Here is a 16,300-nt window from a genome sequence, read left to right on the forward strand (position 1 = left end):
TGATGACATTGCGTAATTCCGGCTCCGCCGTTTTCCGTCTCGCCCCGCTGGCGTTGGCATTGCTGCTGGTGGGTTGTACCGTCGGGCCTGACTATCAGCGGCCTTCGGCCCCTCTCTCTTTGGAGTTTAAAGAGGCTAAGGGCTGGACGGCGGCCATCCCGAAGGATACCCAAACCAAGGGCGACTGGTGGGCGGTGTATCAGGACCCTGAGCTGTCGTCTTTGCTGAGTCAGGTACAGATTTCCAACCAAAACGTAGCCCAGTACGCCGCGCAGTATCGCCAGGCGCAGGCGCTGGTTTCCGAGGCGCGCGCCGGGCTGTTCCCGACGATTAGTGCTACCGGCGACAGCACGCGCAGCGGCACGGCGCAGGCGGTGACCAAGCAGCAGTCGGCCAAGCTTGGCGCCAGCTGGGAGCTCGACCTGTGGGGCAAACTGCGTCGCACCGAGGAGCAGGACCGGGCCAGCGCGCAGGCCAGCAAGGCCGAGCTGGCAAACGCCACGCTGAGCGCCCAGTCTGAGCTGGCGCAGGATTACTTCCAACTGCGGGTGATGGATGAACAAATCGCGCTCTATCAGCGCAGCATTGCCGCCTACGAGCGCTACCTGACGGTGATCCAGAACCAGTATGAAGGCGGTAATACCTCGCGCGCCACGCTGGCTCAGGCACAAACTCAGCTGGAAAGCACCCGCGCCTCGGCGCTGGAGGCCCAGTGGCAGCGCGCCCAGTTGGAGCACGCCATCGCGGTGCTGATTGGCAAGCCTCCGGCACAGTTCACCCTGACCGCGCGGGAGATCAAATTCACCCTGCCGTCGATCCCGCCGGGCCTGCCGTCACAGCTGTTGCAGCGCCGCCCTGATATCGCTATTGCCGAACGCAACATGGCCTCGGCCAATGCGGCGGTGGGCGTGGCGACTGCGGCCTATTATCCGGATCTGACCCTCAGCGCCAGCGGCGGTTTTGCCAGCGACGCCTTCCACAACCTGTTCTCCCTGCCGAACCGCGTCTGGTCGTTGGGGCCGGAACTGAGCCAGACGGTGCTCGACTTCGGCGCGACCAGCAGCCGCGTAGCGCAGGCCGAGGCGGCCTATGACGCGCAGGTGGCCGCCTATCGCCAGAGCGTGTTAGGGGCGTTGCAGGAAGTGGAGGATTATCTGGTCGAGCTGCGCACGTTGGATGCCCAGACGCTGGCCCAGCAGCGCGCCGCCGACGCTGCCAAGGAGTCGGCGCGGGTGACTTACAACCAATATCAGGCGGGGATGATTGACTATCTCGACGTCGCCACCACTGAGAACACCAGCCTCAGCCAGCAGCAAAACGTCCTGTCCCTGCTCAGCACCCAGATGGTCACCAGCGTTAAGCTGATTGCCGCGCTGGGCGGCGGCTGGAATGGCGATGTAGGTCAGTAAGGTTTTAGATTCAGCTAAAGAAAAGGCCAGCGCTGAGCTGGCCTTTTTGCTTTGGTTTTGGGCCTATTTTGAGGCGTCGCGTGCCGCTTTCACCTGTTCGGCGGTGACGGCTTCGGCCTGATTTCCCCAGCTGTCGCGCAGCGTGTTAGTCAGCTCCGCCACTTGCTGATCGTTCAGCGCCCAGCCGTATCCCGGCATGGTTTTCGACATATGCTCGGCGGTGACTGGCGTCTGCCCGCCACTCAGGATAACCCGCAGCAGGGTTTGTGGATTTGGCGAGGTGACCGTCACATTGCCCGCCAGCGCCGGAATGTTGAAGTCCTGACCTTCGCCCTGAGTGCCGTGACAGGTCGAGCAGTAGCGCGCGTAGGTCTGCTGGCCGCTGGCGGTGACAGTTGCCGGTTTCGCCGGGGACCCGGCTGGCTCCGCTTTCAGACTCAACAGATAAACCGCCATGCTGTTGAGGTCGGCGTCGGTCATGAACTGCGTGCTGTTGGTGATCACTTCGCCCATCGGCCCGCTGACCGCCGCGTGGGTGTTGCGGCCCGTTTTCAGCAGGGTAACCAGCTCTTGCTGGCTGCCTTTTATGCCGCGCAGGGAAGGGGCGTACCAGCCGTCCAGCTCGCCACCGCTGAGGAATTTAGCGTCGCTTTCATCCTCGGCTTTCTCCTGCTGCGCCCAGCCCCGTGGCGTATGGCAGGCACCGCAGTGCCCCGCGCCTTGCACCAAGTACGCGCCGCGATTCCACTCCTCGCTTTGATCGGCCCGTGGCTTAAATTCGCCGGAGGAGAGGAACAGCGAGTTCCACACCCGCAGCGGCCAGCGCATTGACAGTGGCCAGCTGATGGGGTTTTCGCGATTGGCTTCTGGCTGGGGTTTCACCTCATTCATCAGATAGGCGTAGAGCGCGCGCATGTCCCTGTCGCTCATTTTGGCGTAAGACGTATAAGGCATGGCCGGGTAGAGCGGATGGCCGTCTTTGGCGATGCCTTGGCGCATGGCTTTGTCGAAATCGTCAAAGCTGTAATTACCGATTCCGGCGGTTTTGTCTGGTGTGATATTGGTGGAGTAGATGTCGCCAATCGGCGTGGCAAAGCGCAGCCCGCCCGCCATGTCGCGGCCCTGCGGCGCAGTGTGGCAGGCGGCGCAGTCGGCAGCTTTGGCGACATATTCCCCTTCGGACATCGCCAGCGCCGAGGAGCTGGCCACCATCAGCACGGTAAACATCATCAACTTTTTCATGCGTTCACCTTCTTCATGGCGGTCAGTTCGTTGACGGCGCGCCACGCCTGATCGATGGCCGAGTTGGCGTACGGGCTCCAGTCTGCGTCGGAGTTGGCAATGGTGATACGTCCGACCGGCTGGCGGGCGCGCTGAATGATTTTCTGCGCTTCGGCTTCATCATCGAACATGCCGCTGAGGAAGTAGGAGTAGCCGTGGGACCAACGATTGACGGTGATCGCCATGATGTCGCGCTGATGGTCAAAACCGGCTTCGCCAAACATGCCTTGCAGCTGCTCGCGGATCATCTTCTCGTGGGCGTCAAACGAGGTGCCCAGCAATAAAGCCCGTCCCTTGCGCGACTGCTCGCGCGGGCTGAGGCCGCTGCCCGGCAGGGTCGGCACGTAAACCATATGCAGACCAATGGGCTGGTTAGGGTCGCGCGGGTGCTGGTAGCCGCCCATGTTGACCGGATAGTCGAGCTTGACGCGGCTGTAGGGCGCGGCGGGGGAGTAAATCTCATGCACACCAAGCTTGATGAACGGCTGCCAGTTGCGGATCACCACTTTGGAATAAACCAGCGGCGCTTTGACGTTCTCTTTCAGCGCGGCTTTCTGCTCTTCCGCCATCTCCGGCACCAGATAGGGGATCATCATGTTGTAACCCGCCATCACCGCCTGCCCGGCGCGCACGCGGTGCAGCTTGCTGCCGGTCATGTAGGTGACTTCCACCGCAGGCTTGCCCTGATGCTCAATGTTTTCGACGTGCATGCCGGTGCTGTTAAGGCGCAGGCGCACCGGCGCGCCGTCGCGGTCGAGCTGGCTGTAATCGAATTTCGCCAGCACCACGTCGTCCATGGTGCTGCCCGGCGCCACTTCGGGGATCAGATGGCGCACCATCAGCCGCGCCAGACCGGCGTTGCCGTCCGGGAAGTGGAAGATGTAAGGCTCGTCGAGGTCGGCGAGGGATTCGGCATCCAGCGGCGGCAAGCCCATGCCTTCCAGACCCGGCAGGGCGCAGATCCGCGCGTCGCTGCACGAGGTGGCGTCAATGCCCACGGCCTGGAAATCGTTGGTCCGCTGCTGGAAGTAGCGAATGGCGATTTCGCTCAAGCCCACTTTTTCGCGCAGGAACTGGGTGTAGCTGTGGCTATCGACCCACTCGATTTTCTGCTCTTTACTCATGCCTGCCAGATAATCTTTTGACTCCGTATGTAGCGCAATCAGCGCCTTACGGTCGGCGTCCGACAGCGGGAAATCGCTGATAAAGTCGCTGATGTCGCGGCCGTTGAGGCGCTCTGGCGGGATGTCATCGGCCACGGCGCGGCCCGGATCGCCACTGACGATTTTATCCACGCCGAAGTTTTTGCGGTCGAAATAGACGCCGCGGCTGAGGTGCAGGTCCGGATAGAAGGTCTGGTCGAAGTCTTTCGCCATGCGCTCGATATCGACATCCAGCGTCTTCAGCAGGCCCATCGCCACCGGGCTGAAATTGGTGCGCGGTGACTGAAAAGACTCACTGCCGCCGTAGCCGAGAATAGTTTTATCTTCGACGTGAAATTCATTGCGCTTGGCGTGACCGCCAAAGTCGTCGTGGTTATCCAGCAGCAGGATACGTTGCTGCTTGCCATGCTGCTCCTGCCAGAAGCACGCCGCCGCCAGCCCGCTGATGCCCGCGCCGACAATCACCAGATCAAATTCACCCTCAATCGGCAGGCTGGAAGGATCGACTTTTTTGCCTTCACGCCCAAGCAGGTGCGCCGCCTCATAAGAGCCCTGATGGTTGCCGCGCAGCCCGGTGAGCGAAGGCGGATAATAGAGCGTTTGCGTCGCGGTTTGCGGCGAGGCCTGCAGCGCCTGCCACGGCGTCATGCCGGCAGTGACGGTAATAGCCACACCGTTGAGAAAATCGCGGCGAGAGATAGCCATAGTGCTTCCTTAAAGAGTCTTGATTAACCCGCGCTTGGAGTGACGCGGTAAAAGTAGGGCTTTTATGGGGTAGTAATATTTTTAACAATTTTAACATAAGGAGATGTTTTGTAGGAAGTTGGTGGTACAGCTGCCCTTTATTAAACAAGCAAACGCTTGTTTAATTGCGTGGGGATAGGGTATGGTGGCCGGGTGAATTTCCAGCAATAGGATGCTAAATATGGCTATTTTGACGACTCCCCATGCAGTGATTGATTATCAGGACAGCGGCGTTGGCGAGACGGCGCTGCTGCTCATGCCGGGATGGTGCCAGCCAAAAACCGTTTTTGCCGAGTTCTCCACGTTGGCTGCTCCTCACTTTCGCATCATCAGTATCGACTGGCGCGGACACGGCCTGTCCACCACGGATGGCGAAGATTTTGCTGGCGAAGCCTTGGTTGAAGACGCGCTGGCGCTGGTGGATCATCTGGAATTGAAACGCGTGGTGCCGGTGTCCGTGGCGCACGCCAGCTGGGCGGCGGTAGATCTGGTGGAGCGTTTGCAGGATCGCGCTCCTGCTGTAGTTTTTCTCGACTGGATCATGAACCACCCCGCGCCGGGCTTTTTTGCGTCAATCAGCCAAATGCAGCAAGAGCACAGTTGGCTGCAGGCGCGCGACGCGCTGTTTGAGTTTTGGCTAGCGGGGGATACTTCGTCAAAGATGACGCAGCATATGTATCGCGATATGGCCGAATCCAGCTTTCAACTCTGGCGCCTTGCCGGGCAGGTGATCGCCGATGCCTACCACCAATACGGCTCCCCGCTACAGCGCCTCGCCGGGCTGAAAAAACCGCCAAAATCCCTGCACATCTACTCCCTTGACCGAGACGACGAGTATCTCGCCCTCCAGCAGCGTTTCGCGGCAGAGCATGATTTCTTTAAGGTGAAACGCCTGCAAAATGCCAAAACGCATTTGGCGGTGCTGGAAAATCCGGAGGAGGTGTTGCAAGGGATTCGCGGAGTTTTAGCTTTAGTCTAGTGGCATACGATATACCCCAAACTGTGATCCCATTCATACTCTCGGTCATTATGTCTATACAACTATACATTATGGTCTTTACTCAATAGGTGGTTCTTTTTTCGCCAACTTATTGAGGGGAAACGGATGATCAAACTAGGCAGCAAAATCCACGATCTGGGTAAAGCGCTGATGACGCCGATCTCAGTGATCGCGGCAGCCGGTATTTTTCTGGGTCTGGCGGCGGCATTGCAGAACCCGGCGGTAACGGGCGAAGCGTTCGCTGAGATAAAATCCTTACAACTGGTGATCGGCTTTATTCGTCAGGTTTCCGGCGCGCTGTTCGCCAACCTGCCGCTTTTCTTTGCCGTTGCGACGGCAATGGGGCTGGCCAATGCAGAGAAAGCCACGGCGGCTTTCTCTGCAGTGATCGGCTTTGTGGGGCTGCACGTTGGGGTTAATTATAGCTTACTGGCGCAGAATATTACGCCAGACACCATCAGCGTGGCGCACCTTACCGCGCAGGGCATGTCGCAAAGTGAGGCGATGATTTACGCCGCCGAGTTCACCCAAACGCTGGGTATTTTCACCTATAACATGAGCGTGCTGGGCGGGGTCTTGGTCGGTTTGATCACCATGTGGCTACACAATCGCTTCTACACCATCACCTTACCGACGGCCATCGCCTTCTTCGGCGGTCGGCGCTTTGTACCGATTATTACCGTGCTGGTGCTGCCAATTGTCGGCGTGCTGATGTCGCTGGTTTGGCCAACGGTGGCCGAAGGCATTCAGTGGGTGGGAGAGTTAATCGGGCGCACCGGCGAGATAGGCACCTTTATTTACGCCACCTCTGAGCGTTTACTGATCCCCACCGGTTTGCATCACATCATCAACGAAACCGTGCGTTTCACGCCAATCGGCGGGGTGACGACGGTGGACAATCAGAGCATCGTCGGCGCGCTGAATATCTTCAACGCCTCGCTGGCTAACCCCGGCGCTATTACCGATACCGTCACCCAGCAGGCCACGCGCTTTCTGGCTCAAGGGAAAATCCCGGTGATGATGTTTGGTCTGCCTGCGGCGGCGCTGGCGATGTATCACTGCGCGCGGCCCGAGCACAAAGGGCGGGTGAAAGCCTTGATGCTGGCCGGGGCGCTGGCCTCCTTCACCACTGGGATCACCGAGCCGCTGGAGTTCTGCTTTATCTTTGTTTCGCCGGTACTCTACGTGCTGCACGCCGTGCTGACCGGGATCTCCTTTGTGCTGATGCAGATGTTCCACGTGATGATCGGTAACGTGCAGGGTGGGGCGATCGACTTCCTGATCTTTGGGGTGCTGGGCGGGGCGAAAACCCACTGGTGGTATCCGCTGATCCTTGGGATCATCTACGCGCCAATCTACTACTTCAGCTTCCGCTGGGTGATCTTACGCATGCAGATCAAAACGCCGGGGCGCGAAGATGAGAATGATGCCGAAGAGCGCGCCAAGCCTGCCGAAGGCAACCAGAAGACCAAAGACATCATTCTGGGGCTGGGCGGCGAAGGCAATATCTCTCAGGTGGATTGCTGCTTTACCCGCCTGCGCGTGAAGGTGAAGGACATGTCGCAGGTGCAAGATGACAAGCTGCTGAGAACCGGGGCGATGGGCGTGAAGCGCGTGACTGACAATGACGTGCACGTGATTTATGGTCCGCAGGTCGAGCAGGTGGCGAATCTGGTGAAAGCCGAGCTTTCCGGTATTAGCTAATGCGTGTTGAAGAAGAGTAAGAAGTAAGAAGGCTGGCCCTGGGGTCAGCCTTTATTTTTGCTCTTGCCTTTGACTCTGGCCCGAATGCTGAAGCTGTAGTGCTTCTGGTTGTAATACACGTCTGAGACTTCAAACAGCGTACCGTCGGTGAATTCCGAGATGGCGTGGGCGTGTAGCACCGGCTCATCGCGCGACAGGTGCAGGGCCAGACGGATTTCATTGGCGGGAAGTTCTGCCGATATCTGCTTATTGCTGCCTGCCGGTTCATAACCTCTAGAGCGCAGATAGGCGTATTTCGAGGTTTCCAGATGCCGTGGTGTCAGGTCGGGGAACAGATCCGCCAGTAGCCAGCACTGCTCATAAACAAAAGGCTCTTCCCCCAGCAGGCGTAGGCGCACCATAAAGTGCAGGGCCGTGCCGACCGGGACTTGCAGCGCGTTGGCGATGTCGGGCGTGGCCGACACGCGCTCGAAAGCCAGCACGCGGTTTTCAATCGGCGCGTTGATTTCAACCGCCAGCTCGCTGGAGGTCAGGTGGCGGTCGAGAGGCAGGTTCACTTTGCGCGTCAGGGCCTTTTTCACCACAAAGGTGCCGCGCCCGCGAAAACGTTCGACCCGACCTTGGCGCACCAGATAGTCCACCGCCTTGCGCGCTGTCATGCGCGAGACGCCATAAATGTCACACAGCGCGGCTTCGGTGGGGATCGGATCGCCTGGTTTGATCTCTCCGGCGCTGATCCGTTCAGTAAGCTGCTGTTCTATTTGTAGATAAAGCGGTACGAACGAGGTTTTGTCGATTTTCATCAGCCCTCCGGTTGTCAAAATTAATTGTATAGCGGGGTATACAATTGAACAAATTTGAGGCGGAGAATTGTGCGCTAGGATGGGTTTTAGCTTGCCTCTCCCTGCGCAGGGGCGAGAAGAGGCAAGAAAGGCGAGTGTTAAAGCTTACTCAGGTAATAGCGCGGACGCCGAGAAGTGGCTGCCGCCCTCTTCGCTGCGTTTGAAGCGCCAGCAGTGCTGGTGGTACTTGGCGACGCTATTGCGGTGCGCCACGCTTATCACCGAAGTGCCAGGCAATTCGCTGACTAACAGGCTGTACATGCGCTGCTCGGTTTCGTCATCCAGCGCGCTGGTGGCTTCGTCGAGGAACAGAATGGCAGGCTTAATCAGCAGTGCACGAGCAAACGACAGGCGCTGTTGCTCACCCGGCGACAGGCGCTGGCTCCAGTTGGCATAGTCATCCAGCACGCTTTGCAGATGCGGCAGGCAGCACTGTTCCAACACGGTATTCAGCTGGTCGTCAGTGTATTCACGATCTGACTGCGGGTAGCTTAGCGCTTCGCGCAAAGTGCCAATCGGAATATAACTGCGCTGTGGCAGGAACAAATAATTTTTGCCCGCGGCAAGGTGAATACTGCCCGCCCCGTAAGGCCAGATACCGGCGATAGCGCGCAGCAGGGTGGACTTACCGCAGCCAGACGGGCCGGCGATCAGCACGCGCTCACCGGCCTGCAGGCTGGCGGAGACATTGCTGAACAGCGCGGTGCCGTTCGGCAGCTTGAGGGTTAAATCGTCGAGTTGTAGATCCAGTTTGTCGGATTCGCGCACGTCAATGCCGCGCGGCTGGGCGTTCACCTGTTCAATGGCGGCGTTAAAACCGGCCAGACGGTTAACACAGGCTTTCCAGCTGGCTAAATCGGTGAAGGCGCCGATAAACCACGACAATGCGCCCTGCACCTGACCAAAGGCCGAGGAGATTTGCATCAAGGAACCCATCTGGATGGCGCCGGAGAAGTAACGCGGCGAAGCCACCAGAATCGGGAAGATGTTAGCGAACTGGGCATAGAAAGTGGACGCCACGTTGAGGCGACGGGTCACTTTCATAATCGACCACCAGTTGGTTTTGATGGATTCAAACTTGCTGCTCAGCTGGTCGCGTTCACTCTTCTCACCGTGATAAAGGGCGATGGCGTCGCTGTTCTCACGGATACGGATCAGGCCAAAACGGAAGTTTGCTTCGAACCATTCTTGGTTGAATCCTAAACGAACCAATGGCTTACCCACCCACCAGACAATCACCGAGCCGACCACCGCGTAGAGCAGGGCGAACCACACCATGTAGCCCGGAATGGTGAATTCATGGGAGGAAAACATAAAGGTCAGCGGGCCGCTGATCGACCACAGAATAAAGACAAAGGAGAACAGCGTGACCACGCTGGATAGCAGGCCAAGCACCAGCGAAAGGGTGCCGCTGGTCAGCGCGTTGAGGTCCTCAGCAATACGCTGGTCGGGGTTATCGACCTGATGCTGATACTCCGTGTAATAATAGGCGTGATTGCCCAGCCACTTGTCCATATACTCTTCGGTCATCCAGCGACGCCAGCTCATTTGCAGGCCCTGGGTCAGATAGACTTTGTAGATGGCAATGACGATAAAGATCAGTGCAAGCCAGGTGAATTTCAACAGCTGGGCTTTGAATACGGGGTAATTACGATTTTGCAGCGCATCGTAAAAGACTCTGTTCCATTCATTTAGCTGGACGCTCAAATAGACGCCGGCCAATGAGAGGATAATGATGGCGGATAACATGCCCCAGGCACGCCACTTCTCTTCGGAAAGCCAATAAGGCTTAATCAACTGCCAGACAGCACGCCAAGGTGCCGATTTCCCAGGTTTGTTAGTCATAAATAGCCATGTTTCAATATATTCATGTTGTGAATGCGTAATCATCCCAGAATGGGTCAGCCAGCGCGAGAGGGCAATGGCACACATGTAAGGATGTTTTTCCTGCAAAAAGTTCCATTTGGTTATAAGAAAAAGGTGTTCGATGAAATTGGGGTTGAATTTGCTGCTGGTGGCGGGCTGTTCTGTCAGTCTTCAGGCGTTGGCGAAAATCGATGAGCCTGATATTGAAAAGGATTGTCTGAAGGCGGGGATTTACGCGGCGGCGGGGAAAGTCTCTTATCAGCAAGGCGCTTATGACAAAGCGCGCGAGCTATTCCGCGATCAGGTGGCCTGGAGCGAGTTTTGCCACAAGCCGCAGGACACTATCGCCACGGCCTACAACAACATCGCGCTGACCTATATCCGTCAGGGGCAATATCGCAAAGCTAAAGCCTGGCTGATGCTGGCGCCGGATGATAAAAAATCACAATTTAATCTTAGCCAAATCCAACCCCAGCTCGATGCCTTGCCTGCGGCACCCAGCGTGGCCGGGCAGTATTGGCAATATGCCGGTTACGGCAGTTGGAACGAAGTGGATGTCAAAGCGGAAGAAGCCCAGTTTAAAATCGATTTCAGCGGCATGTACATGGGGCTGATGTCGCTCTATTACGGGCCGAATACCGGCGAATTCTCGGTGGTAACGGCCGTGAAAGACGGCAAAGCGGTTTACAATCAGGCAGATGACCAGAACGCGGGCGGCGGAGAGTGCAAAGTAAGCATGGAATTCGCGCCAGAAACTGTCAAATTGCATACCGACGGTGACTGTGGCTTTGGCATGAACGTGCAGGCTGCGGGGACATTTGTTCGCGTACAGCCTTAATCAGTCGATACTCACTCTGCTTTGCAGATTATGTTGGAATCTGGCAGGCCATAAATAACCCTGCATCCCCTTGATATTCAGTGATTTTAAACCTCTGAGCTGCTCGGAGGTTTCCACCCCTTCGACAATAACGCCCTGACAGCTGCGGCCTAGCTGCTGAATCACCGACTTCAGCTCCTCGCTGCCCTGATGCTGCCAAAAGAAATGTTTATCCACTTTAATGCACTCAAACTGGTTGAGCATGACGGGCGATAAGCGTTGATGATCGGCGCTGAAGTCGTCGAGCCAAAGTGGGCAGCAGGCGGCTAACTTGCTGAGCAGAGGCTGGGGGCTTGGGTGGAAGAGTTCTGGGAAGTGCTCGTTGATCTCCAAACGAATAAAACCCATAGATTTGAGTCTATTGGTTAATGCCACGGAGCGAACGATGCCCTCGGCAATCTCCGTATCCACATTTAAAGAGACGCTAAACCGGTGCTCTAAGAAGAACTCCGCTTGATGGCTCAGCGTATTCAATTGGGTGTAAAAAATATCGAACTTGTGTTCAGGATGCAGCTGAGAAAATAGATGTTCAATGCTTCGGCATGGCCCATTGAGCGAATTTTGCCGCGTGAGCATTTCAAAACCCAGCACATTGCCTGCCGGGTCGACGATGGGCTCGAAAACAAAATAGAATTCTGACGCCGAAGCTGGGTCCATTCTTCTTTCTCTATATTTATCGCGGCTGGTATTTGCAACATCGCCAGACTATCGCTCTAGAGCGCAGTCATATCCGCAACGCTGTGGTTAAAGAGAAAGAATAGTTCCTGATTATTCGTTATGCCTATTTTTTTAAATAGATTGCATTTATGTGCACTGACCGTTTTGATGCTTCTTTTTAATATCATTGAGATATCGCGGATAGAAACGCCTGATACCAGCATAGAAAGAATCTTTATTTCCATTTTGGTGATCACCAGAAAGTGCTGATCGCATAAGTCTGAAATATCTTTTAGCAGGATAAACTTGGTAATGAGGCTGGTCGTCTCTTGTAAGTTGTTGTTTTTAGAAAAAGAACGAATTCCTCTTTTCAGCAGCGTGGACATGATGGTAGCGTCCAGCGACTCAGAGTAAAAAATCATCCGGTTATCATCCATTCTCTCATGATGCGCTAATAAAAACTCATAGCATCGAGAGAAGCTTTTATGTGAAGGGTCAAGGATAAAATAGTCAGAAGAGTCGAAAATAATATTATTTTTATTTTGTGGGAAATTTAAAACATCAACGTGGAAAGGCAACTTTAGAATAAGTGTCTCAAGCGCCAGTTGAGTGAATTGACATTCACTCCATATAATAACTCTTGGCATGATAGCCTTCCATGTAACACAAATAATCCAGTCAAAAAGGCGATTCACACAGAGAAAAAAACCACCCAAAAGCATAAAGCATAAGCCCAGAAAAGAATTTTCTGCGCAAAAGGTTGGTGAGTTTTTTATGAATAATTAACAATCAATATAAATTATATAAAGTTCGAAACAAATCGTTTAACCCGATGTTTGGGATTACTTTTAATAGGTTTTGACGATTGAAATGCTTTCACTGATCGTTTGAAGTGATTGGTTATTAAGATAATACTGAACATAATTAATTAAATAGTTAGAATAAACAATAAGATAATTATAGTTTGGTTATTTGAGGGTTGGAAGTAAGAGTTTTCTGAAGATACTGCTGGAAGAACCGACAACGCCGCTAAAAAGCCAATTTTCTCTATTTAGAGAGCACTATTTGCCTTACTGGCGGAAATTTATGGAGAAATAGTCCCGTAAAAACTATTTATTCGAAAGTTGAAGATTTATCGATTGGCGTTAATAGTGTGAGGAAATTCTTAAGAAGGAGATTGGGACAGGATTATTGAGTATTTTTCGAGGTGTATTCTTATCAGTCTGCTAATTATTGCTCATTAACCTGGTTTTGTTATGACGTTAAAAAATGGGTCCACTTTTAAGGACCCATCAAATCGTTTTATGCATAAATTGACTTATTTTACTGCGGCCACTTCATTTCGCCTTTCAGCACTTTGGCGCTCATTTCTAATGACTCATCGCCTTTCAGTGCCGGGTAATGTCCTTTCATGGCTTTCACCAGCGCCTCCGCATTCTTAGCTTTTGGCAGTTCTTTCTCCAGCGTCTGTAAATACTGCTTGGTGAACTCGACCGACTTCAGCGTCTGTGCCGCACCGGGCAGGAAGTGGCCCGGCACCACCGTAGTTGGCTGCAACGCCGTGATCTGGTCCAGCGTGGCAATCCAGGCTTGGCGTGATTCAGGCGTTTGTGTATCTGCGACCCACAAATGCTGGGTATTACCATCAACAATAACGCCGCCGACTACGGCTTTCAGCGCCGGTATCCATACAAAGGTGCGGGCGGGAGTTTGCCCTTTAATTTCAAACTTTTTGCCTTCCAGCTCGAAAGAATTGCCTTTCAGCGGCTCAGGGACAATCATCGTTTTTGGCGCGTTGTCTTTCAACTGCGGGCCCCAAAACGCCACTTTGCCGTCTTTGGTGGCGTTGATTTCATCAATTGTCGCCTGAGTGGCGACGATTTTGGCCTTAGGGAAGGCGGCGTGCAGGGTGTCCAGGCCGAAGTAGAAATCAGGATCTGCCTGGCTGATGTAAATAGTGGTGAGGTTCTTGCCACTGGCTTTGATCATCTCCACCAGCTTCTGCGCATCGTTGCGCTGGAACTGGGCATCAATCAGCACGGCGTCTTTCTCGCCAGAGACAATTTCTGAGGAAACGGCAAAAATGCTGTTTTGACCCGGATTGTAAACGTCCATTTTCATGTCGGCAGCGCGAGCCGTCAGGCTAGTGCCCAGAAGCAGCGCGGCGGTAAGAGCCAATTTTTTCAGGCGCATAATGTGTCCTCGGAGGTTGGGCGTTGTCGCCAAATAATGTGGGTTAATGCCGCTACTTTACGTTGCATAAATCGAGAGAAAAACCGGATAATGCGCAACTGTTTATTGCATAAATCGGATGAATAATATGGACAGGATCACCGCAGCCGAAGTCTTTGTCGCCATTGTTGAACGGGGAAGCATGGTCAGCGCCGCCGAATCGCTGGATATGTCCCGTGCGATGGTCACGCGCTATTTATCTGAAATGGAGAAGTGGTCCGGCGCGCGCCTGCTGCACCGCACCACGCGCAAACTCAGCCTGACCGATGCCGGGGAGAACACGCTGGCGCGCTGCCGGAAAATGCTGTCGGTGGCGGCTGAAATGGCCTGCGCGGGGGAGAGCGAAGATGACGCGCTGCGCGGCCTGCTGCGCCTGAGCTGCTCTCAGTCCTTCGGGCAGGGGGCGGTGGCGATCGCCGTGACCGAGTTCTTGCGGCTACACCCGCAGGTGAGTATTGATCTGCAACTGGAGAGTAAGGCGATCAATCTGGTGGAAGATCGAATCGATCTGGCGCTGCGCATTACCAATGATCTCGATCCGAACCTGATTGCCCGGCCGCTGGCCGAGTGTGCCTCGGTGATCTGCGCCTCTCCTGCCTATCTGGCGGCCCACGGCACCCCGCAAAAGCCGGAGGATTTGGCGCTGCATAACTGCCTGACCTACAGCTATTTCGGCAAAAGCCTGTGGCAGTTGGAGCGCCAAGGCGAAAAGCTGGCGATACCGGTGAGTGGCAATCTTAGCGCCAACGAGTCGCAGGTATTGCTGAGCGGGGCAGTAGAGGGGGCAGGGATTGTGATGCAACCCTACTACTCCGCCGCGCCGCTAATTTCCAGCGGGCAGTTGGTGGCGCTGCTGCCGCAATGGCAACCGCAAACCTTGGGGATTTACGCCATCTATGCGTCGCGCCGCCAAATGCCAGCCGCATTGCGCGCCTTGCTGGATTTTCTGGTGGCATGGTTTGCCGGAAATCCTCGCTGGGTCATGGCCGGGGCCTAAACTCCATTTTTCGAAATATTTGCACACATCTTCTAACTGATTATTTATCAGTGAGTTATCACTTATTCCCTAACAATTTGTGCCGTTGATTCGGCCGCTAACTGGTCAAAAGTGTGATCTGCGTGGTATTTCTGTTGGCAAGATACAACATTGCGCTAACAAATGAATTAACGCAGCAATGTACTTTGCGACGGGTTTTAGCGGCCCGTTTCACCATCCTGATATCTTGATCTCTTGCTTACTTTTCGCGGACTGACTGCACGAGTCAGCCCGCTTTAGTGGTGTTCGTTGGGTAAATAATTAATTAATGGGGAGTTTCCTATGCCTGTTTCGTTACTGGCACTGGCGCTGAGCGCATTTGCGATCGGCACGACTGAGTTTGTCATCATGGGGCTGTTGCCCAATGTGGCCAATGATTTACAGGTGAGTATTCCGCTGGCGGGTTGGCTTATCAGTGGCTACGCGCTGGGCGTGGCCATCGGCGCGCCTATCATGGCCGTGCTGACCGCCAAACTGCCGCGTAAAAAAACGCTGTTGCTGCTGATGACTATCTTCATCTTCGGCAACCTGATGTGTGCGCTCTCTTACAGCTACGGCTTCCTCATGCTGGCGCGGGTTATCACGGCGCTGTGTCACGGCGCCTTCTTCGGCATTGGTGCCGTGGTGGCGGCCAATTTGGTGGCGCCGAACCGCCGCGCGTCTGCCGTGGCCCTGATGTTTACCGGCCTGACGCTGGCGAACGTGCTGGGCGTACCTTTAGGTACCGCGCTGGGCCAGGCGCTCGGCTGGCGTTCTACCTTCTGGGCGGTGGCAATTATCGGCGTGGCGTCGCTATTTGCACTCTATAAAAAACTGCCGGACACCAAAGACGAAGAGCCGACGGACCTGCGCAAAGAGATGGGCGCGCTGCGTGGTTTGGGCCTGTGGCTGTCGCTGTCGATCACCGTGTTCTTCTCCGCCGCGATGTTTGCCCTGTTCACCTATATTGCGCCGATGCTGACGGAAATCACCGGCGTGTCCGAGCACGGCGTGAGCTGGACTCTGCTGCTGATCGGCCTGGGGCTGACTATCGGTAACGTGCTTGGCGGACGTCTGGCTGACTGGCGTTTAGGCGCTACGCTGACCCTGATCTTCTTGCTGATTGCCATCTTCTCGGCACTGTTTAGCTGGACCAGCGTGAACCTGCTGGCGGCGGAAGTGACGCTGTTCTTCTGGGCGATGGTCAGCTTTGTCGCCGTGCCTGCGCTGCAAATTAACGTGGTGACTTATGGCAAGAATGCGCCGAATCTGGTGTCGACTCTCAACATCGCCGCCTTTAACGTCGGTAATGCCTTGGGGGCCTGGGTAGGCGGCGCGGTTATCGCTCGTGGCCTGGGTCTGACGGCGGTTCCGCTGGCGGCCGGGGCGTTGGGGCTGGTTGGCTTTGTGCTCTGTATTATCACTTTCCGCCGCGCGGCGAAGAAAGCTGAAAAAGCGCTGGCTTAAGACATTCACCGCCCTCTGGCTCTGGCCGGGGGCGGCTTCTTTC

General features: G+C 55.3%; 13 protein-coding genes. 6 read left to right on the forward strand and 7 right to left on the reverse strand.

Annotated elements, in window-relative coordinates:
- Positions 1–2 precede the first annotated feature (2 nt).
- The gene (locus ACT3RT_RS19180) at positions 3–1,409 is read left to right on the forward strand and encodes an efflux transporter outer membrane subunit (RefSeq protein ID WP_437342039.1); all 1,407 of its coding nucleotides are present in this window, start codon (positions 3–5) and stop codon (positions 1,407–1,409) included.
- 63 nt (positions 1,410–1,472) lie between these two features.
- On the opposite strand, the gene ACT3RT_RS19185 is transcribed toward ACT3RT_RS19180, so the two are convergent.
- Positions 1,473–2,651 (reverse strand): cytochrome c, encoded by a 1,179-nt coding sequence (locus ACT3RT_RS19185; protein WP_496203584.1) that lies wholly within the window; start codon positions 2,649–2,651, stop codon positions 1,473–1,475.
- A complete protein-coding gene (locus ACT3RT_RS19190; RefSeq protein ID WP_496203585.1) occupies positions 2,648–4,558 on the reverse strand; it encodes an NAD(P)-binding protein in 1,911 nt (636 codons plus the stop codon). Before ACT3RT_RS19190 ends, ACT3RT_RS19185 begins: the two co-directional genes overlap by 4 nt.
- A gap of 220 nt (positions 4,559–4,778) precedes the next feature.
- Here ACT3RT_RS19190 and ACT3RT_RS19195 point away from each other — a divergent pair, with 220 nt between their 5' ends.
- Positions 4,779–5,576: an alpha/beta fold hydrolase gene (locus ACT3RT_RS19195; protein WP_496203586.1), complete on the forward strand. Its 798-nt coding sequence runs from the start codon at positions 4,779–4,781 to the stop codon at positions 5,574–5,576.
- Between the two features lie 126 nt (positions 5,577–5,702).
- Positions 5,703–7,301 (forward strand): PTS transporter subunit EIIC, encoded by a 1,599-nt coding sequence (locus tag ACT3RT_RS19200; protein WP_353503289.1) that lies wholly within the window; start codon positions 5,703–5,705, stop codon positions 7,299–7,301.
- A gap of 44 nt (positions 7,302–7,345) precedes the next feature.
- Here the strand turns inward: ACT3RT_RS19200 and ACT3RT_RS19205 are convergent, their stop codons facing one another.
- Complete coding sequence (locus ACT3RT_RS19205) at positions 7,346–8,104, reverse strand: GntR family transcriptional regulator (RefSeq protein ID WP_485904006.1); 759 nt, start codon at positions 8,102–8,104, stop codon at positions 7,346–7,348.
- Between the two features lie 144 nt (positions 8,105–8,248).
- Positions 8,249–9,988 (reverse strand): ABC transporter ATP-binding protein/permease, encoded by a 1,740-nt coding sequence (locus tag ACT3RT_RS19210; RefSeq protein WP_485904008.1) that lies wholly within the window; start codon positions 9,986–9,988, stop codon positions 8,249–8,251.
- A gap of 142 nt (positions 9,989–10,130) precedes the next feature.
- Here ACT3RT_RS19210 and ACT3RT_RS19215 point away from each other — a divergent pair, with 142 nt between their 5' ends.
- Positions 10,131–10,847, forward strand: a complete 717-nt coding sequence (locus ACT3RT_RS19215) for a tetratricopeptide repeat protein (protein ID WP_485904010.1) — start codon at positions 10,131–10,133, stop codon at positions 10,845–10,847.
- Here ACT3RT_RS19215 and ACT3RT_RS19220 read toward each other — a convergent pair whose 3' ends face one another.
- From ACT3RT_RS19220 to ACT3RT_RS19230, 3 genes are all read right to left on the reverse strand, one after another.
- Entirely contained in the window at positions 10,848–11,543 is a 696-nt protein-coding gene (locus tag ACT3RT_RS19220; RefSeq protein WP_496203587.1) for an EAL domain-containing protein, read from the reverse strand.
- Between the two features lie 56 nt (positions 11,544–11,599).
- Positions 11,600–12,190, reverse strand: a complete 591-nt coding sequence (locus ACT3RT_RS19225; protein ID WP_353503284.1) for a helix-turn-helix domain-containing protein — start codon at positions 12,188–12,190, stop codon at positions 11,600–11,602.
- 676 nt (positions 12,191–12,866) lie between these two features.
- On the reverse strand, positions 12,867–13,736 hold the full coding sequence (locus tag ACT3RT_RS19230; protein ID WP_485904012.1) for an MBL fold metallo-hydrolase: 870 nt from the start codon (positions 13,734–13,736) through the stop codon (positions 12,867–12,869).
- Between the two features lie 127 nt (positions 13,737–13,863).
- Here ACT3RT_RS19230 and ACT3RT_RS19235 point away from each other — a divergent pair, with 127 nt between their 5' ends.
- Both ACT3RT_RS19235 and ACT3RT_RS19240 read left to right on the forward strand, forming a co-directional pair.
- Positions 13,864–14,772: a LysR family transcriptional regulator gene (locus ACT3RT_RS19235; RefSeq protein ID WP_485904014.1), complete on the forward strand. Its 909-nt coding sequence runs from the start codon at positions 13,864–13,866 to the stop codon at positions 14,770–14,772.
- 321 nt (positions 14,773–15,093) lie between these two features.
- Positions 15,094–16,257, forward strand: coding sequence for an MFS transporter (locus tag ACT3RT_RS19240; protein WP_496203588.1), 1,164 nt, complete (start codon positions 15,094–15,096; stop codon positions 16,255–16,257).
- The last annotated feature ends 43 nt before the right edge of the window (positions 16,258–16,300 follow it).

Source organism: Ewingella sp. AOP9-I1-14 (assembly GCF_052375995.1).
Taxonomy (GTDB): domain Bacteria; phylum Pseudomonadota; class Gammaproteobacteria; order Enterobacterales; family Enterobacteriaceae; genus Ewingella; species Ewingella allii.

Bases quoted from the DNA above. Each gene is read 5' to 3' on its own strand.
- ACT3RT_RS19225 (WP_353503284.1), bottom strand. From the start codon at position 12,190: ATGCCAAGAGTTATTATATGGAGTGAATGTCAATTCACTCAACTGGCG.
- ACT3RT_RS19240 (WP_496203588.1), top strand. From the start codon at position 15,094: ATGCCTGTTTCGTTACTGGCACTGGCGCTGAGCGCATTTGCGATCGGC.
- ACT3RT_RS19220 (WP_496203587.1), bottom strand. From the start codon at position 11,543: ATGGACCCAGCTTCGGCGTCAGAATTCTATTTTGTTTTCGAGCCCATC.
- ACT3RT_RS19185 (WP_496203584.1), bottom strand. From the start codon at position 2,651: ATGAAAAAGTTGATGATGTTTACCGTGCTGATGGTGGCCAGCTCCTCG.
- ACT3RT_RS19195 (WP_496203586.1), top strand. From the start codon at position 4,779: ATGGCTATTTTGACGACTCCCCATGCAGTGATTGATTATCAGGACAGC.
- ACT3RT_RS19210 (WP_485904008.1), bottom strand. From the start codon at position 9,988: ATGACTAACAAACCTGGGAAATCGGCACCTTGGCGTGCTGTCTGGCAG.
- ACT3RT_RS19205 (WP_485904006.1), bottom strand. From the start codon at position 8,104: ATGAAAATCGACAAAACCTCGTTCGTACCGCTTTATCTACAAATAGAA.
- ACT3RT_RS19215 (WP_485904010.1), top strand. From the start codon at position 10,131: ATGAAATTGGGGTTGAATTTGCTGCTGGTGGCGGGCTGTTCTGTCAGT.
- ACT3RT_RS19180 (WP_437342039.1), top strand. From the start codon at position 3: ATGACATTGCGTAATTCCGGCTCCGCCGTTTTCCGTCTCGCCCCGCTG.
- ACT3RT_RS19200 (WP_353503289.1), top strand. From the start codon at position 5,703: ATGATCAAACTAGGCAGCAAAATCCACGATCTGGGTAAAGCGCTGATG.
- ACT3RT_RS19230 (WP_485904012.1), bottom strand. From the start codon at position 13,736: ATGCGCCTGAAAAAATTGGCTCTTACCGCCGCGCTGCTTCTGGGCACT.
- ACT3RT_RS19235 (WP_485904014.1), top strand. From the start codon at position 13,864: ATGGACAGGATCACCGCAGCCGAAGTCTTTGTCGCCATTGTTGAACGG.
- ACT3RT_RS19190 (WP_496203585.1), bottom strand. From the start codon at position 4,558: ATGGCTATCTCTCGCCGCGATTTTCTCAACGGTGTGGCTATTACCGTC.